The sequence below is a fragment of the Vibrio zhanjiangensis genome (genome assembly GCF_030161235.1).
In the GTDB taxonomy this organism is placed as follows: domain Bacteria; phylum Pseudomonadota; class Gammaproteobacteria; order Enterobacterales; family Vibrionaceae; genus Vibrio; species Vibrio zhanjiangensis.
Genome location: NZ_BSPW01000022.1, coordinates 1 through 23,271, shown reverse-complemented (window position 1 = coordinate 23,271; position 23,271 = coordinate 1). Strand labels below are relative to the sequence as shown.

The 23,271-nt window shown below is 40.4% G+C and carries 26 protein-coding genes; 22 read left to right on the top strand and 4 right to left on the bottom strand.

All coding sequences use genetic code 11. The annotated features are described in order from the left end of the window. The 21 genes from QQK21_RS06460 to QQK21_RS06360 form a co-directional block, all read left to right on the top strand. On the top strand, positions 1-1,110 hold a 1,110-nt coding region (locus QQK21_RS06460; RefSeq protein WP_284191384.1), incomplete at its 5' end, for a hypothetical protein. A gap of 123 nt (positions 1,111-1,233) precedes the next feature. Continuing rightward, positions 1,234-1,830, top strand: a complete 597-nt coding sequence (locus QQK21_RS06455) for a hypothetical protein (protein ID WP_284191383.1) — start codon at positions 1,234-1,236, stop codon at positions 1,828-1,830. After that, a complete protein-coding gene (locus QQK21_RS06450) occupies positions 1,827-3,716 on the top strand; it encodes an FHIPEP family type III secretion protein (RefSeq protein WP_284191382.1) in 1,890 nt (629 codons plus the stop codon). Before QQK21_RS06455 ends, QQK21_RS06450 begins: the two co-directional genes overlap by 4 nt. Positions 3,717-3,727: 11 nt before the next feature. After that, the gene (locus QQK21_RS06445; RefSeq protein WP_284191381.1) at positions 3,728-4,759 is read left to right on the top strand and encodes an EscU/YscU/HrcU family type III secretion system export apparatus switch protein; all 1,032 of its coding nucleotides are present in this window, start codon (positions 3,728-3,730) and stop codon (positions 4,757-4,759) included. Further along, complete coding sequence (locus QQK21_RS06440; RefSeq protein WP_284191380.1) at positions 4,756-5,514, top strand: OmpA family protein; 759 nt, start codon at positions 4,756-4,758, stop codon at positions 5,512-5,514. The genes QQK21_RS06445 and QQK21_RS06440 overlap by 4 nt, the downstream gene beginning before the upstream one ends. Then, entirely contained in the window at positions 5,504-5,896 is a 393-nt protein-coding gene (locus QQK21_RS06435) for a hypothetical protein (RefSeq protein ID WP_284191379.1), read from the top strand. Before QQK21_RS06440 ends, QQK21_RS06435 begins: the two co-directional genes overlap by 11 nt. After that, positions 5,883-6,887: a hypothetical protein gene (locus QQK21_RS06430; RefSeq protein ID WP_284191378.1), complete on the top strand. Its 1,005-nt coding sequence runs from the start codon at positions 5,883-5,885 to the stop codon at positions 6,885-6,887. The genes QQK21_RS06435 and QQK21_RS06430 overlap by 14 nt, the downstream gene beginning before the upstream one ends. 13 nt (positions 6,888-6,900) lie before the next feature. Beyond that, positions 6,901-7,569 carry a hypothetical protein gene (locus QQK21_RS06425; RefSeq protein ID WP_284191377.1) on the top strand — a complete coding sequence of 223 codons (669 nt, stop codon included), beginning with the start codon at positions 6,901-6,903 and terminating at the stop codon, positions 7,567-7,569. A gap of 5 nt (positions 7,570-7,574) precedes the next feature. Then, positions 7,575-7,790 carry a FliM/FliN family flagellar motor C-terminal domain-containing protein gene (locus QQK21_RS06420; protein ID WP_284191376.1) on the top strand — a complete coding sequence of 72 codons (216 nt, stop codon included), beginning with the start codon at positions 7,575-7,577 and terminating at the stop codon, positions 7,788-7,790. A 312-nt stretch (positions 7,791-8,102) separates the two neighbouring features. Then, positions 8,103-8,630, top strand: a complete 528-nt coding sequence (locus QQK21_RS06415; RefSeq protein WP_284191375.1) for a winged helix-turn-helix domain-containing protein — start codon at positions 8,103-8,105, stop codon at positions 8,628-8,630. Positions 8,631-8,862: 232 nt separating this feature from the next. Then, positions 8,863-12,351, top strand: a complete 3,489-nt coding sequence (locus QQK21_RS06410; protein WP_284191374.1) for a hypothetical protein — start codon at positions 8,863-8,865, stop codon at positions 12,349-12,351. A gap of 144 nt (positions 12,352-12,495) precedes the next feature. Then, positions 12,496-12,780 (top strand): hypothetical protein, encoded by a 285-nt coding sequence (locus QQK21_RS06405; RefSeq protein WP_284191373.1) that lies wholly within the window; start codon positions 12,496-12,498, stop codon positions 12,778-12,780. Positions 12,781-12,835: 55 nt separating this feature from the next. Beyond that, a complete protein-coding gene (locus QQK21_RS06400; protein ID WP_284191372.1) occupies positions 12,836-13,525 on the top strand; it encodes a flagellar type III secretion system pore protein FliP in 690 nt (229 codons plus the stop codon). Then, positions 13,525-14,208: a type III secretion system apparatus protein VscT2 gene (locus QQK21_RS06395; protein ID WP_284191371.1), complete on the top strand. Its 684-nt coding sequence runs from the start codon at positions 13,525-13,527 to the stop codon at positions 14,206-14,208. Before QQK21_RS06400 ends, QQK21_RS06395 begins: the two co-directional genes overlap by 1 nt. Further along, positions 14,201-14,467, top strand: a complete 267-nt coding sequence (locus QQK21_RS06390) for a hypothetical protein (RefSeq protein ID WP_284191370.1) — start codon at positions 14,201-14,203, stop codon at positions 14,465-14,467. The genes QQK21_RS06395 and QQK21_RS06390 overlap by 8 nt, the downstream gene beginning before the upstream one ends. Then, positions 14,454-15,920, top strand: a complete 1,467-nt coding sequence (locus QQK21_RS06385) for a secretin N-terminal domain-containing protein (protein WP_284191369.1) — start codon at positions 14,454-14,456, stop codon at positions 15,918-15,920. The genes QQK21_RS06390 and QQK21_RS06385 overlap by 14 nt, the downstream gene beginning before the upstream one ends. Beyond that, the gene (vscN2, locus tag QQK21_RS06380) at positions 15,920-17,182 is read left to right on the top strand and encodes a type III secretion system ATPase VscN2 (RefSeq protein WP_284191368.1); all 1,263 of its coding nucleotides are present in this window, start codon (positions 15,920-15,922) and stop codon (positions 17,180-17,182) included. The genes QQK21_RS06385 and vscN2 overlap by 1 nt, the downstream gene beginning before the upstream one ends. Then, positions 17,136-17,537: a hypothetical protein gene (locus QQK21_RS06375; protein ID WP_284191367.1), complete on the top strand. Its 402-nt coding sequence runs from the start codon at positions 17,136-17,138 to the stop codon at positions 17,535-17,537. Before vscN2 ends, QQK21_RS06375 begins: the two co-directional genes overlap by 47 nt. Beyond that, positions 17,534-18,544 (top strand): hypothetical protein, encoded by a 1,011-nt coding sequence (locus tag QQK21_RS06370; RefSeq protein WP_284191366.1) that lies wholly within the window; start codon positions 17,534-17,536, stop codon positions 18,542-18,544. The genes QQK21_RS06375 and QQK21_RS06370 overlap by 4 nt, the downstream gene beginning before the upstream one ends. Then, the gene (locus tag QQK21_RS06365; protein ID WP_114783466.1) at positions 18,531-18,764 is read left to right on the top strand and encodes a flagellar biosynthetic protein FliQ; all 234 of its coding nucleotides are present in this window, start codon (positions 18,531-18,533) and stop codon (positions 18,762-18,764) included. Before QQK21_RS06370 ends, QQK21_RS06365 begins: the two co-directional genes overlap by 14 nt. 36 nt (positions 18,765-18,800) lie before the next feature. After that, on the top strand, positions 18,801-19,175 hold the full coding sequence (locus QQK21_RS06360; RefSeq protein ID WP_284191365.1) for a hypothetical protein: 375 nt from the start codon (positions 18,801-18,803) through the stop codon (positions 19,173-19,175). A gap of 44 nt (positions 19,176-19,219) precedes the next feature. On the opposite strand, the gene QQK21_RS06355 is transcribed toward QQK21_RS06360, so the two are convergent. Further along, positions 19,220-19,699: a hypothetical protein gene (locus QQK21_RS06355; protein ID WP_284191364.1), complete on the bottom strand. Its 480-nt coding sequence runs from the start codon at positions 19,697-19,699 to the stop codon at positions 19,220-19,222. Next, on the bottom strand, positions 19,683-20,498 hold the full coding sequence (locus tag QQK21_RS06350; protein WP_284191363.1) for a winged helix-turn-helix domain-containing protein: 816 nt from the start codon (positions 20,496-20,498) through the stop codon (positions 19,683-19,685). The genes QQK21_RS06355 and QQK21_RS06350 overlap by 17 nt, the downstream gene beginning before the upstream one ends. An 874-nt stretch (positions 20,499-21,372) precedes the next feature. Between QQK21_RS06350 and QQK21_RS06345 the strand changes: the two genes are divergently transcribed. Then, positions 21,373-21,633 carry a hypothetical protein gene (locus tag QQK21_RS06345; RefSeq protein WP_284191362.1) on the top strand — a complete coding sequence of 87 codons (261 nt, stop codon included), beginning with the start codon at positions 21,373-21,375 and terminating at the stop codon, positions 21,631-21,633. A 128-nt stretch (positions 21,634-21,761) separates the two neighbouring features. On the opposite strand, the gene QQK21_RS06340 is transcribed toward QQK21_RS06345, so the two are convergent. Both QQK21_RS06340 and QQK21_RS06335 read right to left on the bottom strand, forming a co-directional pair. Further along, positions 21,762-22,187, bottom strand: coding sequence for a hypothetical protein (locus tag QQK21_RS06340; RefSeq protein WP_284191361.1), 426 nt, complete (start codon positions 22,185-22,187; stop codon positions 21,762-21,764). Then, positions 22,154-22,861 (bottom strand): winged helix-turn-helix domain-containing protein, encoded by a 708-nt coding sequence (locus QQK21_RS06335; protein ID WP_284191360.1) that lies wholly within the window; start codon positions 22,859-22,861, stop codon positions 22,154-22,156. Before QQK21_RS06335 ends, QQK21_RS06340 begins: the two co-directional genes overlap by 34 nt. Positions 22,862-23,271 lie beyond the last annotated feature (410 nt).

Here is a 23,271-nt window from a genome sequence, read left to right as displayed (position 1 = left end):
GCTTCAACGCCTGTGCCTGATAGGGGTCATCAAGTGGTTGTTCCGCAAAGCGATGGCAACGGTAATAGGCCTAGTGATGAGGCACAAACCGATGATGACGTTTTTTTCAATGCCCCAGAGCCGAAGGACGACAGAAAAAAAGTCAAGACAGCCCAGATAATCTCGAATGCTTCAACGCCTGTGCCTGAGAGTGGTCATAAAGTGGTAGTTCCGCAAAGCGACGGTAACGGTAATTGGCCAACCGTGGAGCCAGCCCGCGGTGTGATTGGCAGTGGGGCGTACAGAGGTGCGAACTACACAGGTAATAACAACCATGAAAAAGTCAGGATAGCGAACAGCCCTAGTGGTGAGGCACAAACCGACGATGACGTTTTTTTCAATGCCCCAGAAACTAAGGACGCTAGAGCAAAGATCTTGAACGGCCCAGAGCGCATAGATGCGCATGCCGTAAGTGTGGAGCATAATTCTGGAGAAAAGATAAATAAACTCGATACTGAGTTTGAAGTCAGTTCCAGAAAGAGAGATTTTACAGTGGCCGAAGGTTCAAAAATTACCGGAGAAATCTCTACCACAAAGTTAGAGTCTAAGATTGACAATCACGTAGGCCAGTTCAGGACAGAACTGAACATACCGGTCAACTCTAGTAGCGACAATCACGTAGGCCAGTTCAGGACAGAACTGAACATACCGGTCAATTCTAGTACCGGCAATCACGTTGGCCAGTTCAGAACAGAATTGAATATACCGGTCAACTCTGGTATCGACAATCACGCTGGTCGGTTCAGGACGGAACTGGTTATACCGATCGACTCTAGGACTGCGGTGCGTAAAGAAAGGGAAAATCAGAAAGTTTCAATCCTGAAAGAAGATAATGGCCAAAAGACTCTGTCTTATGGTAACCATGACGATAAGGTGATATTAAGTGTCGGTTCTTGGTCTAATTCAAAGAATAGATTGCGTCAACCAACCATTCATTCTGTAAATATGCAAAATTTAGCAAGGCAAAGCATGCAAGGTAAACAGACGGAGGGAACCAGTGGATTGCATATTTTCGGTGGGTTCGCTTTCCATGCTGCTGATAAGACGAAGTTTCACAGGCTCTATGAATAAACCTTCCTAAATCCTACATACCGTAAAAAAAGACTAAGTTCAGATTTAGTCTTTTTTTTTCTTTTGAGCCGTAAATGCCTTGTCGATTAAGCTTAGCGCCACTGATGAAATGAGGTGTTTCTTTTGTACATTGAACTTGAACCAGAGCAGCGAGTGATTCCTAAGATCACGTTTAAGCGCAGTCGTAATTCTAACATTATTAAAAAGTCCGACGTCCGGTGTTTTCAGGAAGCCCAGGCGCTTGTTATGGCAATGCAAGAGCATGCAGATGAGTGTCAATCTATTCTTGAGCAGCAAGTCATTCAGATGATTGAGGACAAGGAAAAAGCACTCAATGAGTATGTCGAAGAGTCATACAATAATGTGATTGAAAACTGGGTCGAATGGCAAAATGACTGGTTTGATAATGCGGAGTCTAAGCTCGCTGAATTGTTGAGTGCACAGCAGAAACAACTTAATGAACTTAAAGAAGAGTTGAAAGAATCCGTCATAACAGCGGTGAAAGCACGTTTGGTAAAGCTAAACCAAAGTGAGCATTTGATTAGCCACTTGATTGAAGTACTCCATGCCGAAGTTGAAGACGAAGCGAAAAATCTATCAGTAGAAAAAACCATTGAAGAAGATGGTGTGACGTTAACGATTGAGAATGAAGACAGTATTGTTAGTATCAACACGGCTAGCTTAATTGCCGAGTTGAGATCGAGCTTGGACCAATTATGAAGAAGCTTTTTAAAGGACAGTCGTTACTGTTCAACCCCAGTAGTGTCATTATTGCGCTGTTATTGCCTACCATCATTTTGGTTAGCTTGCCAGGTAGTGTGATTGACGCATTTATTCTAGTGAGTTTTATCAGCTCTGCTTTATTGCTGGTGATAATGTTGGAAAATGATGAGCCGCTAAAAGTGACTTTCTTACCAACGGTAGTGTTGCTTCTCACCACATTCCGTCTGTTACTCTCTATCGCAACGACTCGTAATATCATCGCTAACGAAGATGTTGGCCATGTGATCGAGACAGTTGGTGAGTTTGTTATGGGCGGTAATCTAATCTCAGGGTTGCTGATCTTTGTCATTATCACGATTGTTCAATTTTTGGTTGTGACCAAAGGCGGTGAGCGAGTAGCGGAAGTTGGCGCGCGTTTCTCTTTGGACGCTTTGCCCGGTAGACAGATGACCATAGATGGTGATTTAAAAAGTGGTCTAATTACCGGAGAGCAAGCTCAGAAAATGCGTGCCGATTTGAGTACGGAGAATAAACTTTTTGGTTCACTTGACGGTGCGATGAAGTTTGTAAAAGGTGACTCAATTGCCGGTATTCTGATCAGCTTAGTTAACCTATTTGGTGGTATCTACGTTGGTATTAATCAATTTGACTTGTCTTTGTCTGATAGTGTTAGCCGCTTTTCCGTTCTGACCATTGGTGATGGGCTGGTGTCACAAATACCAAGCTTACTTCTATCCATGGCTTGTGGTGTGTATCTTACGCGGATTAAGGGCGCGGAAGAAGAATCCAGTCCCTTTATGGGACAGCTAATGACACAGATTGGCTCTTTCTGGAAAAGCTTATTGATTATCGGTGGGGTGATTCTTGTCTTAGGGGCGCTCAATAGCAACTTGCTCTACGTATGTTTGCCTCTGGCACTTGTGTGTGTATTGGTTGCGTTTTTGCTTTGGCGAAAACAAGGTGAACCTGTTGGTGTTATGAGCTTTGAACCTACGGGGTCTGGCCTTTATGAATCATTAAAATTTGTATTGCGCGATACCAGTCATCAAGTTGTTGTTCAGCACAGAGTCGAAGATATTGAGCGTGTTCTTTGGGGGCAGGCGCTTGGTACTCCTGCTATTGATTTTAATAGCCAGATGGAGAGTGATATAGAGGTATATATCTCTGATATTTGTGTATTCAAATTTCGCCAAGATCAGTCAGATGAAATGATAGAAGTGCTGGGTGATGAAGTTATTATCCGTCATGATGAGGTTACTGCCAATATATCAAGTGTTGCTAACTACTTTCTTAGAAAACGTATGGTCGAGAAGTATAACCTTCAATACACCAGTAATATTATCGAAGGCCTTGCAGCTCAGAGCGAGGTCATGAAAAATGAGATTGACTCGGCTATCGGACTAAATCGCGTTCACGATGTCTTGAAAGAAATGATTCGTGCACCAGAATTTTACTTAGATCGAGTAAGCTTTTTCGAGGCCTTAATATACTGGTCTCGAGTAGAGAGTGAACCGAAAAACTGGTTAACTAGAATACGTAGTCAGGCTCGTTATGAAATCACTTCAAGACTACTCGCTGGACAAGAAGGCATCCATGTCGCCTTACTATCGCCAGAAATTACAGAAGCTATCGAATCTTATGTGATGGGTGAAGTTGAAGATGTTGATCGATTGATCTCGATACAGCAGGGATTGAGAAAAGAAATTCTGCGTTTGACAACTCAATATGGGCGTAAACCAATTTTAATTGTCAATGACAATGAAATTAACCCAGTAAAAGCATTTTTCCAGCAGGTTATGTCAACATTACTGATATGCAGTCATGGAGACATTACAGATCAGTCGTATGTAGCGAGTTCCGAGCCTCTTCAGGTTGCATCTTAAAGGGGCGTTAAATGGAATCGACTGAACCAAAAAAATACCCGCCGACGGAAAAGAAACTGCGTGATCTCAAAAAGAAAGGCCAGTTTCCAAAAACAGAATTGGCTGAGCCAACACTGGAGCTAGTGGTATTTGCTATTGTGTTTATCGGCGTTATCTATCTGATGTTTGAAAACGCTAATTACTGGATAGAAGAGATGCTTTATTCCGATATCAGTGTTGGTTTCAATCTGATGTATTCCTTGATTGCAGCAGTGATAGGAAGTTTGATGCTAGTAAAGCTCATCATGGCGGTTATTGACTGGGTTATTATCAATAAAACTGTTATTAACACAGAATCTCTTGGACTGAAAATGGAAAAAATTCATCCTGTGAATGGGTTTAAAAACATTTTCGGTGTGGAGGCGATGTCACGGTCATTACGTAAAGTACTAGAACTTTTGTTCCTACTTTTTCTTTTGAAGTACGTATTTGATGTAGCGGGTTATGAGCTTAATACACTCAAGCAGGTCAACAATGTAAGCTTTTTCCTTTATAACTTTATCTTCTACATGCTGCTGGCTTCCCTACTGTTTTTTGTTTACGGCGTCAGTGTGGGCTGTGTGGATTTCTTAATCGAGCAGTACCATTTTAGGCGGAAAAACCGGATGACCTTCACGGAAATGAAAAACGAGATGAAGGAAACCGAAGGATCGCCGGAAATTAAATCTGAGCGAAAACGTAAAATGCGAGAGATTATGGATTCCCCAGTAACCAAGGGTAGAAGGCCAACTTTTGCTCTAGCGAATCCGACTCACATTCTTGTCCCTATTTGTTATGACAGGAATATCGACAAAGCGCCTGTGGTACTAAAAATTTGTACAAATAAGTTGGCGCAAGAAGAAAAGGCGCGTTTGATAGCCATGAATATTCCTATTATTGAGCACAAACCATTAGCTCGAGCATTTTATCGTAAGATGAAACATGGTGAAGACTTTGTACCTAAAGAGTTTTATAGAGATGTAGCCATGATAATTTCAGCTCTTAAAAAGCGGCAGAAAAAATGAAAATGACCAAATCAATCAGTCTCACTTCAACACTATTAGTGGTGCTTAGTGGGTGTAGTAACCAGATTCGCGATGACAACCTTATTTTGGATTATGACTGGAAACCTGACGTTTATAACTTAGTTATGGTTGAAGTCGCCGATGCCGATAATGTTCAGTTTTGGGTCCGAAGGGCTCCAGAATATGCTGAAGGTTCGCCTCATCATAAAGCATGTGTTGAGGTAGCAGAGCCAACTGAACCTAATCGCTTTTTTATTGCTAACCTTAATACTTATGGTTTGACCGAAGTAAAAAGTTGTGAAGGCGATTTCTCGGCAGCAAGCAACTTGGTTTCTCCAAAGGATAGCCGCGCTTTTGGTGGGGATGAATGGCAAAACGTTTACGGGGTGTCAACCAGCGTACTCGACAATTCGAATTTGTTATTGAAATTCGAAAGCTTGTTTCCTGTAAATGAATATCAGCTCACAAATGAAGGTCGTGCGACATTGTTTGCTACTATTGAAGAGTTGCAGAAATGGCCAGTTGAGTCTTTGACTGTTTACGGTGTTGCTGATTCATCAGGTGACTACGAGACAAATCGCTTTTTGGCTGACAAACGATCGAAAGTAACACGTGACTTTCTGATTGAAGAAGGGCTGAGAAATGTCCCCATTTACATTCGAGGCAGTGTTGAAAATGGCTTATCTACTCCCAAACAGAGAGTAACACAAAGGCGTTTTATGATTGAGGTAAAACTAAAAAAGTATGAAAAATAGAAAATTCTCTCTGTTAATAAATGAATTTGTACATCTTAACCAGAGCGGTGAGCTCAAGATTGATGGCAATAATGTTCTGGTTTGTCACTATGGAGAGAGACAAATTGTTGTTGAAGATGGATCACGAGTTGGACTTGAAGGGCAGTTAATTTTGTTGTCGGAGTTGGAATGTAAGGATCTGACGCCAGAAATGGCGGTTCAGCTGAATGCGGATTTTCGCGTTACCACAAATGGTTATATCGGTCGAATCTCAGATAAAGATTATTATATAAGTAATTTTATCCTTCCTGAACACCCTCAAAAACTTCAGCAACTGCTTAGTCAGTTTGCTGCTCAAGCTGACTTATTGCACATCGAGATCAAGAGTCATGTGGTTGATTGAATTTGTAGATGGCCATTTAAATGGTGTATGCCTACCTGTTGAGCAGAATTTTGTTCTGACAGGGAATAAAGAAGCACGAGCTGAAAATTTGTTGTCAGTTCCAGAGTACTTTTCTAGCACCACTGAGCTAAAGTTTGAAGTAAAAGATAAAAAGGTCCACGCGACGGGTTTGTTGCGTGGAAATAAAGTCAAAACCTTAAACGCCAACCGTCTATACCGATTTAAAGGGTTGAGCTTCTTTGTTTTCCAAGAGGGCAATCGAAGACCTGCATTACGACGACATCGTTTCAGGCAATATAAAGTGTTGGTTGCTTTTACTTTTGTGCTCAATGTTGCTACAGCAGCTGCGCTTTATTTAGGTGTGATTAACCATCAACAGTCTCAGGTTGCTCACTATTTAGATATCATTGGGTCGGGCTATATTAAAGATGGAGAATTGTTCGCGTTCGATCAAAATGTGGTCGCCAGTTTACCAGAATTTCTCCAGCACAATATTACACTCGTAGAGTCTAATGAGTACTTAAGAGTGAGCCGACTCGATGTCGACTTAGTGTCTGAATATACCGGTAAGCCGTTAGCTGGTCGGTTGGTGTCAAAAGCAGATAGAGATGAAATTGTCGTTGATACGCGTGAGCAAGATATTCAGATCATGGCATTATTTGGTGATTATGGCTTGAGCTTTACTAAGCAAGGTGATTATTGGTTGGTTTCGGATCGGGCCAAAGCAAGCCAAGTATTAAAGTCAGCAGGCTTGAGTTCTGTTATCGCTCAGCTTAAATCTCGCAAAGATGAAACCCAAGTTATTGCAAGTAGCGAGTTTCCATATTCGATTTTTTATTCCACCAAGTCTGGTGGCTATATATACGACCAACAGGGGCGTTACTGGGAAGGCAGCACTGTCCCACGTCTAGGGGTCATTCAATCCATCACACGCGACAAAGTCGTCTTTAAGGATGGACAACAAACACGAGTTTATCTCATTCAACCTTAATTAGGAGAAATGTATGTCACAAGTTAATTTTGGAGTATCTCCGACTGTCGCAGCGTTAGAGTCAAGTAACGATATGGAGGCAGTGATTGCACAAAGTAGCCCTGTGGTCCAGCGAGCAGCGGCGGCCAATCCACAGGCTTCATCATCATCCTCACAACCCCTATTTTCATCGGGTTTTAAAGACCCTTTGGATCTTATCGATGATCTTTTGAGCACGTATATTACTTCGCAAACCGATGCTGCAGATAAACTGTCGAAAGAGATTGAAGCAAAGTCCAAAGCGATAGCCGATATTAACAGCCTTTGGGGTGAGATCATGGTTGCTGCTTTGGGTAATGTGAGTGATGCTGACTCTAAGGACGGTTTTGGACCAGGTAAGAAAGGAAGAGTGACATTGAGCCAAACTACCTTGAACGAAATTGATGCAATTATTAGACAAGTTTCGGGTGGAGAGGACAATATTTCTGTCATAACCAATACAAGCTCGACTAGTGGTGTAACAGCTACGTATGACCAACTTCAAGAAATGAACGCAAGAATGACAGCGTATTGTGACAAGATCCAAGTCGACTTGGACACGCAGCAGCAAGAATTTAAAAATATGATGACAGAGATTTCATCTGCGCAAGAAGAGTTACGTGATGTAAGACGGGCTGTTGTCTCCATGTCACAACAGGGATAAATGTGATGAAAATTGCTATTGATGTGGTGGTTGGACATACCACCATGACGCTCGATGAGCTTAATCAGCTTCAGTCTGGACAGGTAAAACCTTTAACAGATTTCGTCCAATCGCAAGTAATGCTCAAAAGTGGTAATGAATTAATCGCAACTGGTACGTTAATTAAGGTTGATGAGCAATATTGCGTATCAATTGACGAAATTAACGAGCAAAAAAATTAATTGTTATCTATCAAACACTTAGGCAGCCGCAAACGGTTGCCTTTTTTGATATTTTTATATTTATATGTTTTTTTATTGTCAAATCTAACAAAATCACGGTTTTTTTCATAATTTTTTCATCCTTTTTTTTAAAAACTAGTACATTCTCTGTCTGGCCGATGTCATGGTTCGTGAGTACGCGAATCTTAATTATAAACTGAATCAGCAAAACCCAATATGATGTTGGCATTGAGGTTCCGAGTTATTAATGGTTGTCTATTAATCTCTTGGGTGAATAGCATAGGGTAAAATAACTGGAAGTAGGGTTGAATAATGGATAGAAATTACGTTCTGGGTAATCAGGTGATTTTTGACATTCTAAAGCGTGAAATAGTTGCAAGTGATCAGGCAGTAAGCTTGGGTGGACGTGAAGCTGCAATATTGAAGCTGCTTTGCGAACGAGGCAATAAAGTTATCAGTAAAGATGAAATTCATGAAGAAGTTTGGGGCAAAGTGCTGGTTAGTGAAACTTCCCTTACTAAGGCGATTTCAAATCTTCGAAAATCACTTGGGCTATTTGAGGGCCTTGCTTGCGAAATAAAAACCGTGCCGAAAGAAGGCTACATGCTTATTATTGACGAAGAAGCTGTGGCAGAATTTTCGGCCGAAGAGATACCTACACTATCGATAAAAAGTATTGCCAGTTCAGTGAAGCCATTGCCTTCTTCTCCTCAATTATTAATGGAATCTGAACCTGTTGGAAACTTAGCAACAAGTGGGACATTCTGGTTAACCTTGGTTTTCTCGGCGTCACTGCTTTCTTCAGCATTAACCACAGGAATTTTACTGATGGTTCGCTGAACATCACATTTTGGCGAGGGTAACACTCTTGATGTTACCCTAGTCTGCTCTTCTCTATCTGCAAAAAGTACTGCTACTAGTTAGAAAAGCGTACGGTACTCTAGACCTAAAGTATTGTGATCTGTTTTCCAACTAGTGCTTTTATTCAAGTCCTATCATAATTAATAATTTTATAAATACATGCTGGCGTGTGTATATAGTTCCTGTTGGTTAAAAAATAACAGGTGTCGCTATGCTATCTAGAGTCAATTCGTCTAATAATCCAGCGCAATCAGAAGCAGCGTCAATTTCTGCAAGCTCTACTTTCCAACCTGTAAATCGTCAAGACATTGAGGCGAAGCACTTTGTTGACCTTACCTGTATGGATAATAATCATGGTCTAAAGATGATGGCATCGATTAAAGGTGGTCGGTTGGTGCTGATTTCGGGAAAAAACAAAGGATTGTTGAGGAAAATCCGGCATAGTGTGTCGTCGAAAAGTAACTACTTCCAGTTGCAGCTCGCTACGCCAAGCAATGTGAAAAATTTTACCGAGCTTTGGGTCGGAAATGACGGCAAACTTCACGCTTGTTATACCACTCCAACAAGTGGTGCGGATCAATATCACGGCATTGTAGACATCTCTGGTGGATTTACCAGCGACATGAAGGTTGAATCGATCCAAGAACGCTATAAAGTCACAGTGAAAATTGCTGCTGATGATGTTACACACTCTAAATCATTACCGGATTCGACCGTTATTTTAAAAGGTGGTGTAACGGCAAATGTCGTTTGGTCAGAAAACGAACGACAGTATCGCGTTGAGTGTAATGAACATAGTGCTTTATTAAATCTAAAAGGTCTAGAGCTGTTTTCAGGTAAACCTTTTGAACATATAAAGTCCTGTGGTTCACATCTTCAAGTTACTTTGAAAGACGACCACAACAAAGAGAAAATCAGATACTTGGATGTTACTCACCTTACGTTAAGTGGTGACTCGTGCTCCTTGACTCCTGTTGTATCCGATAAACCGCCCGCAGGCTTTGCTCATTTTAATATCAACAATAGTGGCCACTTTTCCAATGCCAATCCGTTTGTTGGTCGAAAATTAAGGCATATTGGTAATCAGTACATTCCGCTGTCTGGTTGGATAGATGGAATGAAACACCGTTATAGCAGCGGCAAACAAAAAGAGGCCCAAGGGCGAAAAGACGAGGCTTGGCTTTCGTACCTAAAAATGGCTGACCCTGGGATACAGACTGCTGGGCGCTGGGTAAAGGAAAGGGTCAGTCATCATAAGCCTTCTCCTTCTTTGATGTCACACCAATCGAATATAAACTCGGAACTAGCGAGTCTAAGACGCTTTCAGTCCGAGTGGAACTGGGAAGTTGAGCACCAGAGCTTGGCTACTAGTAGCGAAAAAACGGATTTTCGCTTGCGCGAAGTGTTGAAACGGGAAGCTTTTTCAAAGATTGAGACAGAAGGTGATATTGAGCCATTGGATCAAGTTGTTGAGAAGAGACTGAGCAAGCAGTTTGAAGTCTGTTTAACCATCTTGAATAAGTTAAACTCTGGCTTTCAAAGTGAGCATGGTACTTATCAAGAAAAGCTGAAAGAGCGTTTTACCACTATTCAAAAAAGAATAACTTATATCACTGACCATCCAAACTTTGGCGATATGCCGAGCCAAAAAGAGTTAGTTCAGTTGCGTGAGTTACTCGATATATTGATCAAGGCTAAGTCGACACCGCTAAAAGAGAAAGACTTAGATCTCTACTTGCCTTTTATTGAGCGAACGGTTGCCAATGCACGGCTCTATCTGGCTACTGTGGCAAAACATAACAGCAATAACATCAAGACAGATATTGCCTCAAGCCAGAAACCCAAAATACTGCTGGCGCATAAGTTAGATATTGAGAACCAAGGGCATTTATACCAAGCTGTCACCCAGAGCATAGCGTCACTTAAATCGGCAAAAAAAATCACTAAAGCCAAAGTTCGTCTGGGTGAATCAATGATGGATACAAGGCGTGGAATTGGGAAAATTTGGCACAAATGGGTGGGTCAGAGCTTTCCAGCAGAACAAATTACCCAGCAGCTAGCGACGAGAGTCAGCGCATTGCAAAAAGGATACTCATTGACCTTGACGGCCGAACATGGGGTCAGTGGTTTTGCGGGTATTGCGCACTTTGGCCTACCCTATCCCTTGGGCCAAGGTTGGTTTGCAGGGGTTGTCGCCAATTATGAAAAACATTATGACTGCAAACTGGTCGCACTGGATAGTGGAAAAACTCAAGTCCAGTTTGTTCGTAAAAGAGAGAAAGGCGCGACTGTCATGGCGGGGACTGGTGCAGGACTCGAGGACCTAACAAAGTTGGTCAAGTACCAACATGGCTCATTGGTTACTATTATGCCATTTGAAGCAACACTCGCATTGACCGCAATGAAAGATAGTGAACAGAGTTTTGCATTTGATGTAGACAATGGGAATCTAGAGGAAACGTTAGGCTATATGTTCGGAACGCGAGATTTTAGCAAAGGTCTAGATGAGCAGTTAGAAAAAACGCAATTTACTGACCGAGAAAAGCAAAAGGTCCAATTTGGTGTCTCGGCAAATAGTGAGTTTAGGCTCCAGCTGGGCATTGATGTATCTCCTCACTTTTCAGTGGTTGCCCCGAGAACTTATGCAAAAGCAGGGATAAGCATAGCAATCAGTCGCGAAGATGTTAGGGAGATAAAATTCGGCGAGGAAAATAGTGCTTTAAAACGCCAAGATATAGAAAAAGGTGTTGATGTTGAATTAAGTAGTGGTGCAAATGTGATGCTGTTTCCGTTACCAGCTCCCTATGCTTTACCAACCGCTATCGACGAAAAAACCTTCATTTCGGTGAAACCATTGGGTGATGCATTCAAAGCTGTACATACCAAAAAGCATCAAACAACAGATACAATGCAAGATTTACTGCAAAAAAAGGTAGGTGAAGATCTACCATCCCATGAAGTCACTGCGTTAGAAAATGTCGTGTCGGGCTATACATCACTGATTGAAAAAGCATCATGGCATCCTGACGTGAGAAGTCTTGCACTGACCCAGCTTGAACTACTGCTGAGTGCTGCAGATAAAGGGGGGCATGAGGTGACAAAAGCTATTGCAGCTGAAAATATTCCTGATCTTAAGATTCATTACGATGAAAAGATTCAATGGCGCTCACGCTGGGCGGACAATATGCGACGAGCGTTTCATATGACGCCCAAACATTCGACATCATTTAAACAAATGATGGCGCCTTATGCTGGAGGTGCTAGGTTGTTGAGAGAACTGCGTGCTTCAGCTCAAAGCCAAAGTCAAATGTTAAATATCAACAAGTCTTCGCGGGTAACTGCGATGGCGAAATACCGGATGCCAATGAGTACATTACTCTCTCAATATCAACAGACTCTAGAGCGACTTGAGGTTGTTCATGACAGCAAAGAAACACTGAAAATCCTACAGTCTCTAAATCAGCAGCTGAATAGAAAAGGGGAAGAGGCACGAAGCTTGTATCAATTAGACACAATAGAATGTGCTCGTGAATCATCGTTAAGCCGTCAACCAGCTGGCATTTTACCTATGGTTCAGATCAAACAAAAGTCCCAAGTGACGCTAAAGGAATTACTTGGAGAAATTAATTTCATACATAACGATGATAATATCCTCGTAAAAAATAATCTAGACGCATCCATTTTGAGTGTGTTTGAATAATTACTCTTCATATGTTCTGACATGATGAAAAGTGACTTTTGTTGTTGCTACCTAGCTTGGCGTGATTTGTCACCTTTTTTCACTTCATTCAGGTCAGTGAGATTGGTAAATTTGTGCCACCTAAACAATACGGAAAATTAAATTATGGCAGTTCATAGCCCCGCTACGCCCATTAACAACGACGGCAATTTAACGACTGGAGAAATCAGCGATAACTTTGAGTCATTTATTCAAAACTGTGATGATCAGATCGAACAATATCTAAATGACCCTGCTCATCTAGATTCAAACGGAGTATTACAACTCTCAGCCTCTCAGTCTCTCGAGCTTCAGCAGTTGATGGCCGATCAAAGTATTGCAGCTCAAACGGGTACTTCAACCCTTAAAGGTGTGAAAGATTCGATTATTGCTGCGGCGCGTAATATCTAACTTAGGCAGGGGCTTTGCCCCGCTTATCTTATATATCGGTTAGTAAGGATAAGTTATGGTGCAGTTACTTAGCCCAGATAATGCATTTTCCGGTGCAAACCTCGTTATTTTACTTGTGCTGGCATTGCTGTCTACAGTGTTTTTTATCTGTTTTTCTGGTTTTGTAAAATATAACATTGTTCTTAATATAATCAAAAATGCGGTCGGTACACAGCAGATCCCGCCGACTATTGTGGTGAACCTCCTTGCAGCTTTAATGGCATTGAATAGCATATGGCCCGATATCAAGCCAGGTATTGAGCGGATAAAACCATACTTTGCAGAGTTACGGCAAGAAGACACATTAGATTTACCTTTAGATTTGGGTGATGAGGAAGAGAAGCCTAAAAATATTACCATGTATTATTTGGCAAGTAATATTTTTGACTTTTTCCCTGAACTCCTCAAGCGAGCGGAAGCTAAGACTGAGCAACTGACGTCAATGATTGATATTCCGCTTAATTTTGATGAGGACAATGACACGTTTAAATTCTTTTTGGGCAATTTGATTCTTGATTTATACCAAGGTTTTGAGTTGGGCCTTAAGCTTTATATGGTGTTTGTGAGTATAGATTTCCTCATTGCGGTAGTACTTAGTGGGGTTGGTATGACGATGTTATCGCCAACGGTAATCTCGACACCGATAAAACTAGCAGTGTTTTATTTTTCAGATAGCTGGACATTGCTATTCAGAGCATTGGGCTAATGGGTGAGTTGTTATTTCCAAGTTGGATGCTGTTTGCGGGTTTCTTCCTCTTTCTAAAAATTTACAACCCGACTCGGTTATATTTGGACAACATTACCTGTTTAGCTATTTCTATAGCAATGGCAATTTTTGTTGATGTGAGTAAGTTTGAACAGCTGCCAACCTTTGGTTGGGTGGTCGCTGTATTTATGTTCGCTGTTTTTTCTTCAGTGCCGTATTGGATTAGCTCTACAGTCGGAAGCGTCATACAGCAACTACTGTTACTCAATGAGCAGTCGGTTCAGGATAAACGTTTTACCGACGAATCAGAAGCGTTAGCAAAGCTCGGAAGTTTGACCTTTTTAGTATACGCACTGCAAAGTGGTACCCTGTTTCGTCCTATAGTTGAAGTTATAACTATGGGTAAAACAGATACAGGTGGATTGGATTTTGAAGCACTATACTTCTTAATTACCGATAGCTTAAAAATGATGGTTATTGTTGCAGGCAAGTACATCATCATCATGCTGACAATTACAGTGTGCTGTGGGTATGTGGACCTGTTTTTCAAGAAAGCGTCGCTATCGCTATTTGTCACGCCAAATATCAAAGCGATAGTGGTGATTGTGTTATTGAATCTCTGGTTGTTGCATGACCAGTTTTATGTATTTAAGCAAATGATGGGCAAGGTAGGTTATGACTAGAATTGAGATGGTTGATACAGCAGCATTAACATCAAGTAGCGAAGCTCAGTCTGAGTTTGAGGCGATCGCGCAAGAAATTGATAAAACTGAAAATACCAATAATCAAGTTTATACTGAAACTGAAGATGGGAATGAGCCTATGCTCACTGATGAAGAAATTGCCGATATGATCGTTACTCAAGGTGTCATCAATACCAGTATACGTCAGATGAAAGAAAGCCAAGAACGAATGAAAGAGATACTAAATGAAGAAGTGTAACAAGCTTTTACTACTTTGCTTGGTTCTTATTGCTCCATTGATTCAAGCTGAAGTATTGATAAAACAGCAAGATATTGACTTACAAACTGCATTAAAAGCCATTGCTAAAGATATGCAAGTGAAGCTGGTTGATGATATTGATAGCAAAACAGAGCGTCAGCTTATCACACAGACTTTATCAGGTAGTGGGCCTGAGCTTTTGGAGCAGTTATCAGAAGTTTATGATTTTGATTGGTATGTATACGGCGGCACACTTACGGTGCAATCTGGACAAGCCTATATTAACTATTCATATAAGCCACGCAATATCAAACCCAAAGAATTGCTGAGAGAGCTCAAACAAACATTTAACATTAGTGCTACGACCAAGGTTAAACTGGTTGAGCGAGGCAATGCCATTTTATTCTCAGGAACGCGCAAGTTTGTCAATGACGCTGTTGGGTATGCGACTATGGTTGATCGTAACCAGTTTTTGGAAAATGGTAACGATCTTCAACTGGCTAGAATAAATTTTCACTATATCTCGGTTGTGGATCGGCAAATAGAGACTTTTGGATCTTCAGTGGTTTTTCCTGGTGCAATGAGCCTTATCTCTTCTGCTATCGTAAATATCGGTCAGTTTCAGAATGTAAGCGATGGTGAGGCAATAGAAAAAGCCTACAAGGTAAAGCTTAAAAACAGTGATAAACAGGAACTCGAAGAAGAAGAGAAAACATCCAAAGTTCAGCCATTACCAGGCTCTAACGCGCTGTTAATTCGTGGTACACCTGAAGAAGTGAAGTTGGCGAAACGAATTGCTGCATTGATCGATGTTAAACGCAAGCAGTTACTGTTTTCACTTAAAGTCTATGATATTTCGGTCACACGCGGTGAAGATCTGGGCGTTGATTTTAACGGTGGTAACGGTATCTACGATATTGTCGTTAACCCCTTTACTGAGACAAAAGAGTTCTTACAAAACTTCAAGGCGCTGTCGTCGAACGGTGTAGCTCGTGGCGTATACGAGACCAACCTTTTAGTCCTTGAGAACCAACAAGGCAGTTTTGGTAAGAAAGAAACGGCAACGATCAAGCTGGTATCGGTTGAGGAAGTCAAGACTCAGCAGATAGAAGCGGATAACAGCCTTTATGTCACAGGTCGATTGCTACCTTCTGGAAGTGTTCAAGCAAAAATTCGCTACATTGAAGAAGCGTTAGATGATGATGAAGACAGTGATACAGCTGATGCCGAGCCACCACGTGTTAGCTCACAATCACTTGAATCAGAGGTATATATACACCCAGATCAAACCGTTGTTCTAGGCGGATTTGATAATACTGAAACGCAGTCAACAGAGACTGGTGTACCTGTGTTATCAAGTATTCCATTACTGGGGGAACTGTTTAAGAGTACCAATGAAGTCAAGCGAAAGTACAAGCGTTATGTGTCCATTTCGTACGAGGTTGTTGACTAATGCTAAATCATTTCTTCAAGGTTAAAGAGTCTTATCAAGACACAGTTATATGTCATGTCTCGGTAGATACTTTTGTCGGGCAGGAGTGTTTTATTAGTACTGTGACTGGCGAGCGTATTCGTGGTGAGGTAATGAAAGTTGCGGGCCACAGAGTGGAAATTAAGTTGTTACAGCCAGGTGCGGTGCAGCGGGGTGGTAGGGTTGAAATTACCCCTAGACGTTTTTGCTTCCCACTCAATGAAGCAGCGCTCGTTGGTAAAGTGATTAATTGCTATGGTGAATCGATATATGGGGACGACTATCTAAGTCAACCAGGTGAATTTGAAGAACTCCCTATAGCTGTTGAGCCTATTCCGCTAAATATTCGAGCACCCATTGAAACTGTGTTTCCGACTAAGCTAAAAATCATCGATGGTCTTTTCACCATAGGTGAAGGACAGCGGCTTGGTTTATTTGCTCCAGCAGGAGCCGGTAAAACGACCACTGTCTCGATTATGGCAAATAACATGGATGCCGATGTGGTGATATTTGCCATGATTGGAGAACGTGCTCGTGAAGTGGTTGAATTTCTAGAAGGCGAAATCGGTCCTGAGGTGATTCAAAAGTCGATTACTATTGTATCAACTTCTGAGGCAAACCCTTTGGAAAAAGTACGCTCTGGGTTGGTGGCTGTTTCTATCGCTCGTCATTATATGGAACAAGGTAAGAAAGTTGTACTCTACTTTGACTCCTTGACGCGTTTTGCGCGAGCTCAGGCAATGCTCGACAATACCCCAATTAGAGGGGGAATACCCATCGGAGTATCACTAGCTTTGTCTCGTTTAGTCGAAAGTTGCGGTAATTCCATCCATGGCTCAGTGACGGGAATATTTACGGTTTTGATTGAAAAAGAAATTGATGACGATCCTATTGCACATGAAGTGAAGTCTTTGATTGATGGACACTTAGTATATTCGACAACGATTGCTTCAACGGGGCGCTACCCTGCAATTGATGTTTTAAAGAGCAAAAGTCGTTTGCAGAACAAGGTCCAAAGTGAAGAATATGTTCAGTTGTCCGAGCGTATAAAAGATATGGTTTATCGATATTTTAATGTTGAGCTCTTAATCCGAGTCGGTGAATATGAAAAGGGCAATGACTTGGAAACGGATGAAGCGATAGACAGATATCCTCATATTATGTCGTTCCTAAAGCAAGGATTCGATGGAGTTGAATATGAACAAACCCTCGAAGCAATGGAAGGAATTTGGTCAGCTTATTGATATCGTCGATATACGTATTGGTAAGCAGCAAAGGAAATTGGTTAAGTTAAAAAAGCAGTATCAAGATCTCCTAAGTGTAATAGAGCAAAAGTGGCAGCAAATAGAGCAGCAGCAACAGCACTTAAAGGGACTCAATGTCATTGACGAACCAAATGCACTGAAACTTCTTTTTATGAGACGGGAGAGCACTAAATCAGCGATCGAATCGTTGTTTTTTGATGCGTCAGTTAATCGGCAAGATGCTGAAGAAGTTGCGTTAGAAATAGCAGAAGTAGAAGCTGAGAAGCGAAGGCTAGAGAAACGGAAAGATGCGCTTGGTGAGCTTCGTGAAGAGTTGAGGTATGTGAAGTCATGATTAATGTGTTTGAGGGATTTATTGGCAGGAATACGCCAAGAGAAAAGGGAGACTTTGAGCGGATTTTGAGCGAGACTGATCAAGAGTCTACTCAGGCTGGCTCTAGTCCTTTAGAGAGCGATAAAGAGCTTTCAACAGTATCTCATGAATCTGGGCTCGACTATCAAATGGCTATGGCTCTTAAGAATTTGTCGAGTTTTGAGAAAAAGACTTCCGACGAAATCGAGCTATCGACTACAAATAGGAAGCACGAGATTGACACTGTTATGGCTACAGGCGTTGCAGGGCAACCATCGTTCGGACGGTCTGAATATCCTTTGATTACGATAAACAAAGTAATGTGGCATAGCTCAGTGCCAATAACAACGTCTTTGGATACGAAGCAAAATACTCCAATTTCGGTAAGTAGAGACGACAAAATTTATCCAAGCGTAAAAAATATCTCTAGCAATACTGAAGCAGTTAAATTCGAAAGCTCTTCGAGTCTTTTGGGTATGGCAAAGACGCCACTTGCTGGTGAGGCAAAGGCCTACTTAGGTTCGCTAAGTAGACACTTTCCCCTACAAGATGTTGGACTGAGATCAACGCATAAAGTAAACCAGGCTAATAGCTCAACTTCTCCAGTAGATATCGAGGTACGCCAACAGAATGGGATGAAATTTAGTCACCAAACACTGGTAACAAAAGGTGGTATTATTTATCCGTTGCCTACTGCCAGTATCAGTGGAGCTCCTTATAAACTGGGCGATGCAGTGAAAGGAAGTTTGGCTTCCCATGCTAATGAAAATTCTACCACTATCGATAGTGTGAGCTCTGTGTCTTCGATAATGAAGCCAACGCCGCTATCAGGGATGGCTCTGCCTAATTATCACTTAGCTCCAGATATATTTTGGCAATATCCTAGAGTAAATAGTTATGTAGTGTTGTACCGAAGCAAATATTATTTGTTCGAATTTGATGAACATAAAATGATAAATTATCTGGAGTACTCAGATGACCGTAATTGATGTTACCGCTGCTTGTTTAGACATAGTTAAAGATGCAATCATTATTTTCTCTTTAAGTTTCGTTATTACAGGTGTGGTTGTAGGTTTACTTCAGACTGTATTCAGTGTCCAAGATCCAGGCCTTCCAATGGCCGCAAAATTAGTCGTTTTTATTGTGCTTTTGACTCAAGTCGGCGGCAATATTTATGACCAGTTCCATCTGCTATTTCGGCAGTTGTAAAACATTAAACTATTGACGTCTTTTTAGGAGTTTACGTTGAAAAAGTTACGAGAAATAGTCTTTAAGACTTTGGTAGAAATATTAGGGGTACCAGCAAATCTTTTGTCTAGGATAGAAGGCAATGAGCCCATTGGTATAGAGCTGGTGGATGGAGAAGAGATCTTCATATCACTTCATGATAAGACCATTCGAGCCTTTGTTGAGATCCCAGTACGTGATCGACGCGTATTGTCAGTCAAAGCACCTAAATTAATGGAATTGCTTGTATCGGATGAGCAAGTCTATATGAGTACAACGAAGGATAAGCTCATTATGGTGTCCGAGTGGGAAGTGAGTGTTGCGAATGTCGAGAGAAAACTCGCAGATAAGTTGATGCTGTTTAACAAAGCGGTACATTGCATTAAAGCTTAATCGGCATGCGCCTTATTGTTAGTGATGTCAATAAGGCGCTGAGGTCAATAATGCCTCATTGCCATTATTTGTCCTCCATTTAAGAAGGTTATGATGAGTATATAGTCATCACTTCTGCTCTTAACCTCAATTATATTTCGACTCGACAAATAACGTTCAGCACTATAAAAATTACTACTGATTGGAAGATCGGGCAGTCGTTGATTGTCAAGAAAATTGGAGCTGTGTTCATCGTAGCTTACGGTGTATATGTTACGGCCATGTCTCTTGAATTCCCCTTTACTGTGGCTTTCGAAATAGACAGCTTCATGGTCTTCCCCCATTTCTTCAACAACCCACTTTGACTCAAACTCATTACCGTGGAGATAGAGCTGCATTTTACTTTTACCACTGTAGTTACGAGACATGTGTTTGATTTCATACTTTACATCGTAAGCAACGCCAGGCTCGCCACTGATCCCATATATAACGAGTAGCATTATGTTGAAACAAGCAATAATAATGAGGCTAGCGTAAAACATCATCTATCTCGTCAATGGTAAGCTGGGTAAGCTTGTTTATTTCGACATTTTCTTCCAGTAAGATGAGTCGGTTATTTATATTTCCATCATTATCAACTATAGCCAGAGATAGATTTTTCCTAAGAAGTAAAACTGCCACTTTTTTAGGACGAATCTGCTGTTCATCTAGCCAGTTTACAATACCTTCACCTATTACAGCTGCTGCATAAAGCCTATCTGAATATACCTCCGTAACTCCTTTACTATAGCCAACTTCTGGGTACTCAGTGATGTTTTCAGGGCTAATAAAATGCTGATAGATGTTATAAGATACGTTGAATGTTGTGACCAAAAGTACACTCAAGATGGCAATTTTGAATTTTGCGTGGTGCTTGGTGTCACTAAATAGTATATGTTTACTTTGTGATGATTTTTTAGGGGGAGCAACATTAACTTCAAGAGCGGAATTGCTTTGACCAATTTCCTTGACGATTGAGGCTTCAAGCATGTAGCCAACCTTAGAAACAGTCTTTAGCCAACGTTGATCTTTGCCGTTATCACCCAGTAAAGTCCGGATGTTTCGAATAGATTGTGTCAATGAACTATCAGAAACAATCTTTCCTGGCCAACCTTTTTCAATTAATGTTTCTTTTGGAACGACTTCACCGGCATGGCAGCATAGTTCATATAGTGTAAGCAGATCGTGAGTTCCCATCCGGAGATCTTGGTTGGTTCGTAAATCATTTTCCGACAAAGAGTTGCCAACCAAAACGAAATCTAGTATTTGAAAGCTTCTTGTGATTTTTTTATTCGCTTCAGTCATATAATTTAGAGAAACTTGTTATATTGTTGATTTTTATAAAGTTCCATAGCGTTATTCAGCTAACAATTATCTGAGACAAGCTGCTATAGAGTGTCCCAAAATCCTAGCATTGGGCTTTATTTCCACAAGCTACAATATCATCCTTACTGTTATGATATGCTTGGTTACAGATTTGTGCAAAGACTTAGGCCGATACGTGTGGCATAGCGCTATGCAAAATTCACAACTGACAATCGTTTGCTACTAAATTTGCCAAATTTGACGACATTATTACCCAACTCACACTTTAGTTCCAGTTATTGTATTAACCAGTGAATTCTGTGCTCTTGAGTGTACCTTTACACTTGAAGCTATGCCATTATAAAAAATCAATAGAAACAACACATTATGGGTTATTGTCTATCTCTTAGTCTATGAATCAAGAGCCCAAATGGAGTCTAGACATAGATCACGAGCTGTTAAGAAAGTTCTATATGATATAGAAAAGTATTATTAGCAAATGGATATCTTTAATTATTTAAATATCAGCCCTAGTCTCATAATGTAAAATTTAACTTTTAATGATTTTATTTTATTTTTTAAAAACTGGATTTTGGTATTGAATTTTATTTTATTTATTTTTTATATAATTATAACAAATTCTTTTATGTTTGGATCTATAGTTAACCTATTAAAGGGTTGTTTGCGTTTTAGTCCATGGTTACTGGAATTTTTATGATAAAAGAAAGTGAGAAAATGATAATCGAAATGATTATGGTACATTTGAAAAAGAACCGAAAAGAAGCAGTTCAGTACTATAATAAAAATATGGTTAGTAACAAGAATGAAAGCCATTTTTTTTGTCAAAATAGTGAAGATAAACTAGGTGTTTGCAATGTTTGATAGTGGTATGCTAAATAATGAAGGGAAAAAGTTCATCTTCTTTTCCATTGGAAATATGGTTATACCACAGGAGCTTGAAAGCGAAGACTTTGGTGAGGTCGCAAGAGAACTCATTAAGCAGAAAGCTATGCTTATACCTGTTATATGCTTTGCCGATAGTGACCGTCATGCTGTTCGTATCTACAAAGAAAAATTACTTAGAGACACCACGTTGAGACAGATGTGTGATATAAAAGAGATGCTGGTTATATAACAAAAACTGAGTAGTATATCGATACTATTTCTATTTTATAGATTGAAAAGGTGGATAAATATATCCGCCTTTTTTGTTTATTTAAATGTAAACGAAATATTGTTTTATATTAATAATTTTGATACATATTAGTTTACTCTTTCAAGCTCCAGAACATTTAGCTTTTCATTGACCTGAAGGGTGATGAGACAGTTCCCTTGTTGGTTATATAAGTCTACAAATCGAACAGAAAGCATTGAATCTTTAACCCCTAGGTAAGAATTTGATTCACCCAAAATATGTTGGTTAGAAAATGTGAAAGCATGTCTTCCATCTAGATTAGCAGAATTTCTCTTGTAATATGTTCTAAATTTTCGTTCTGGCTCTTTTCTGTAAACAACTACGCCAGATTGGTTTACATCTATTAGCAAATTGGTACTGTCAAAGTCTACCTTCCAAAGATTGCCACCAAAGCAGTGCTGGTGATTTGGACATAATAGTTCGACTAAGTAGTACCCTGAAAATATCAGAGCTGAAAGAATCAAAGTTTTTTGCAAACGTAGCTTCTTAAGCATGAGTATAGATCTCCATCTATTTTATCAACAAAGAATAAGCTGCTCTTATCAATGGAGTTGACTTTCTCTAGCTGAGCTTCATTTGGTATGAAAGTAAAAGATATACCATTTACTTGATGTAAGCGGTTAAATGGGAAATTGTGCTTATACTTGCCGTACGTTATTCCTGCTAGTAAAGCGGCTAGACATAATACCCTAAACTTGTTGATGAGAACCCGCTTTGGCTGTTTGTGCTGTACGTTTTTTTTGCTTTGTACATTAGAGTGAGCGATTTGCATATTCGTTAACTTGGTATTCTGCTCACTTTTCTCATAGTGTTCGCTCAAAACAATGGGCTCTATTTGTAGCTTATACCCTACTTTGGGTACAGTCTTTACAATCAGCTTATTCTGGGGCCCCAGTTTACGTCGAACGCTATTGATAAGTTGATTTACAGATAGGTCTGTAGCATAGCTTGCTGACCAAAGCTCCTCAATTATCATTGAACGATTGAGGACTTCAGGATACGAATAGCACAACAGTGCGAGCAGTTCTGCCTCTTTCAATCTAAGCGCTGTTGAATTGTCTTGATTTGGTGTTGTAATAGTCAGTTCTTGAAAATTAACTACCAAAGACTCCAACTGAATTTTGGTATTCATATAACGAAGCTTTGAGAATTGCTCTATATCACTCATTCAGTGCCTCTGATAATAATTTAGTTATTTATGATTTGGTAGCGTGATGGTCAATGAGAGGGTAGATTTAAAGGCATTAAACCTATCTCATTCTTGCTACGTTATCACTATCTTTACAATTGATTATATCAGTATTGTTTGATTGAGAAGAAATGACTTTATGTAAACGCGTTAAATTTCATATTTTCAGAAATTTTTGTCGGCATATAAAGGTTTTCTTATGTTTGTTTTCATTGGTTCTGGAAATTACAGGCTTAGTCTTCGTTATGTAGAAACTTAACAGATAGGAGTAATCGTATGCCTCTAGTATCTAATACTCGAATTATAGTGAAGGGAAAGGTTCCGTAATGCGTATTTCGGTGATTGCGATCGCTCGTTTCGGTTTATTCCGATCACTTGATCCTGCCGTT

Bases quoted from the DNA above. Each gene is read 5' to 3' on its own strand.
- QQK21_RS06370 (WP_284191366.1), top strand. From the start codon at position 17,534: ATGATTAATGTGTTTGAGGGATTTATTGGCAGGAATACGCCAAGAGAA.
- QQK21_RS06395 (WP_284191371.1), top strand. From the start codon at position 13,525: ATGGGTGAGTTGTTATTTCCAAGTTGGATGCTGTTTGCGGGTTTCTTC.
- QQK21_RS06340 (WP_284191361.1), bottom strand. From the start codon at position 22,187: ATGCTTAAGAAGCTACGTTTGCAAAAAACTTTGATTCTTTCAGCTCTG.
- vscN2 (WP_284191368.1), top strand. From the start codon at position 15,920: ATGCTAAATCATTTCTTCAAGGTTAAAGAGTCTTATCAAGACACAGTT.
- QQK21_RS06375 (WP_284191367.1), top strand. From the start codon at position 17,136: ATGAACAAACCCTCGAAGCAATGGAAGGAATTTGGTCAGCTTATTGAT.
- QQK21_RS06415 (WP_284191375.1), top strand. From the start codon at position 8,103: ATGGATAGAAATTACGTTCTGGGTAATCAGGTGATTTTTGACATTCTA.
- QQK21_RS06450 (WP_284191382.1), top strand. From the start codon at position 1,827: ATGAAGAAGCTTTTTAAAGGACAGTCGTTACTGTTCAACCCCAGTAGT.
- QQK21_RS06350 (WP_284191363.1), bottom strand. From the start codon at position 20,498: ATGACTGAAGCGAATAAAAAAATCACAAGAAGCTTTCAAATACTAGAT.
- QQK21_RS06430 (WP_284191378.1), top strand. From the start codon at position 5,883: ATGTGGTTGATTGAATTTGTAGATGGCCATTTAAATGGTGTATGCCTA.
- QQK21_RS06385 (WP_284191369.1), top strand. From the start codon at position 14,454: ATGAAGAAGTGTAACAAGCTTTTACTACTTTGCTTGGTTCTTATTGCT.
- QQK21_RS06445 (WP_284191381.1), top strand. From the start codon at position 3,728: ATGGAATCGACTGAACCAAAAAAATACCCGCCGACGGAAAAGAAACTG.
- QQK21_RS06405 (WP_284191373.1), top strand. From the start codon at position 12,496: ATGGCAGTTCATAGCCCCGCTACGCCCATTAACAACGACGGCAATTTA.
- QQK21_RS06390 (WP_284191370.1), top strand. From the start codon at position 14,201: ATGACTAGAATTGAGATGGTTGATACAGCAGCATTAACATCAAGTAGC.
- QQK21_RS06425 (WP_284191377.1), top strand. From the start codon at position 6,901: ATGTCACAAGTTAATTTTGGAGTATCTCCGACTGTCGCAGCGTTAGAG.
- QQK21_RS06400 (WP_284191372.1), top strand. From the start codon at position 12,836: ATGGTGCAGTTACTTAGCCCAGATAATGCATTTTCCGGTGCAAACCTC.
- QQK21_RS06345 (WP_284191362.1), top strand. From the start codon at position 21,373: ATGTTTGATAGTGGTATGCTAAATAATGAAGGGAAAAAGTTCATCTTC.
- QQK21_RS06435 (WP_284191379.1), top strand. From the start codon at position 5,504: ATGAAAAATAGAAAATTCTCTCTGTTAATAAATGAATTTGTACATCTT.
- QQK21_RS06335 (WP_284191360.1), bottom strand. From the start codon at position 22,861: ATGAGTGATATAGAGCAATTCTCAAAGCTTCGTTATATGAATACCAAA.
- QQK21_RS06365 (WP_114783466.1), top strand. From the start codon at position 18,531: ATGACCGTAATTGATGTTACCGCTGCTTGTTTAGACATAGTTAAAGAT.
- QQK21_RS06420 (WP_284191376.1), top strand. From the start codon at position 7,575: ATGAAAATTGCTATTGATGTGGTGGTTGGACATACCACCATGACGCTC.
- QQK21_RS06440 (WP_284191380.1), top strand. From the start codon at position 4,756: ATGAAAATGACCAAATCAATCAGTCTCACTTCAACACTATTAGTGGTG.
- QQK21_RS06410 (WP_284191374.1), top strand. From the start codon at position 8,863: ATGCTATCTAGAGTCAATTCGTCTAATAATCCAGCGCAATCAGAAGCA.
- QQK21_RS06355 (WP_284191364.1), bottom strand. From the start codon at position 19,699: ATGATGTTTTACGCTAGCCTCATTATTATTGCTTGTTTCAACATAATG.